The sequence below is a fragment of the Streptococcus suis genome, assembly GCF_024509555.1.
Taxonomy (GTDB): Bacteria; Bacillota; Bacilli; order Lactobacillales; family Streptococcaceae; genus Streptococcus; species Streptococcus suis_AD.
Window position 1 is genome coordinate 1 of sequence record NZ_JAMWEL010000044.1, and the last position, 1,440, is coordinate 1,440.

Below are 1,440 nucleotides of genomic sequence, written 5' to 3' on the forward strand. Positions count from 1 at the left end.
TGTACTGACCCCAAAAAGTTAGACAAAAAATATTATTGAAAGGATTTAGTTCTATACTGAACAGGACTAAGTCCTTTTAGTTTTGTTTTAATGCGTTTATTGTTGTAGTAAAAAATATACTCGGTGATAGCTTGCTCCAGTTGATCCATAGACTTGAAAGTCTTCTCAAAGCCATAAAACATCTCAGTCTTCAAGACACCAAAGAAGGATTCCATCATGCCATTATCTGTGCTGGTTCCCTTGCGAGACATGGAAGGACGTATGTCTTTACTTGCAAGAAAACGGTGATAGACTTCATGTTGGTATTGCCAACCTTGGTCACTATGGAGAATGGTATTTGGGTAAGTTTCCTCAGGGAAGACCTTCTCAAGCATGGTCTTAACTTGTATGAGGTTTGGAGAGCGGGATAAGGTAAAATCAATAATTTCGCTATTATAGCCATCCAGAACAGGAGAAAGATAGAGTTTTTCAGCACAATTTGGCAGAGCGAACTCAGTCACATCTGTATAGCACTTCTCAAAAGGCTTAGCCCCTTCAAAGGCTCTCTCAATGAGATTAGGAGCTTTCTTGCCCACATCGCCCTTGTAAGACTTGTATCTCTTGCGTCTACGAATACGAGCAGTCAAACCTAACTCTTTCATCAGTCGTTGTACTTTCTTGTGGTTGACAGAAAATCCACGATTTCTTAGTTCAAGGTGAATGCGACGGTAGCCATAGTTTCCCTTATGTTCATCATAAATGGCTTGAATTTCAACTTTTAAGTCCTTATCTCTATCAGGTTTATTCAATTGTTTGACTTGATAGTAATAGGTAGAAGGAACTAATTGAGCAATCGTCAGCAGTAGATCTAGTCGGAATCCTTCTGCGACCATCTCTCTAACTGTTTGAGCCTTTCTTGTTCTCTGGCTTCGTCCCTTAAACGAAGCGCTCTCAACTTTTTTAGATAGGCATTCTCCGTCCTAAGCCGTTCATTTTCCTCCTGAAGTCGCTCTAACTCCGTCATCTCTTCCCAGGTTTTCTTTGGTTTACGCCCCATCTTTGGTGGCCTCCCTCTTGTTTTCTCAAGAATAGTATACCCGTTTTTCTTGTATTGTGCTATCCAGTTTGGGAGAGTTCCTCGATTTGGCAAGGCGTAATCAAGTGAGACTGACAGACTCGACTGCTTCTGAAGAAGTACTTTATCAATCATTTCCTGCTTGAGTTCTGGAGGATAATAAGTGTTCTTACCTTTCTTGACAATGTTTATTCCATACCTATCAATCAGTCGAAGCATATATTGGATAACAGATTCAGAAATAGTAAATTGGTTTGACAAGTTCTTGATAGACTGACCACTTTGGCGTAGTTCATAGATTTCGATTTTGTCTTCATAGCTCAATTTCATAAAAATAGCACCCCAAATGTTAGATTTTTTCTGTCTAACTTTTGGGGTGCGGTTCA

1 protein-coding gene is annotated in these 1,440 nt (G+C 39.8%); it reads right to left on the bottom strand.

Features of this window, described 5'->3' with window-relative positions; all coding sequences use genetic code 11:
• Positions 1-32: 32 nt before the first annotated feature.
• Positions 33-1,384, bottom strand: a protein-coding gene (locus NF418_RS10235; protein ID WP_256779523.1) for an IS3 family transposase whose coding sequence is annotated in 2 segments (ribosomal slippage) — positions 33-928 and positions 928-1,384 — 1,353 coding nt in all. Because the reading frame shifts where the segments join, the coding sequence is not laid out codon by codon here.
• Between the last annotated feature and the right edge of the window lie 56 nt (positions 1,385-1,440).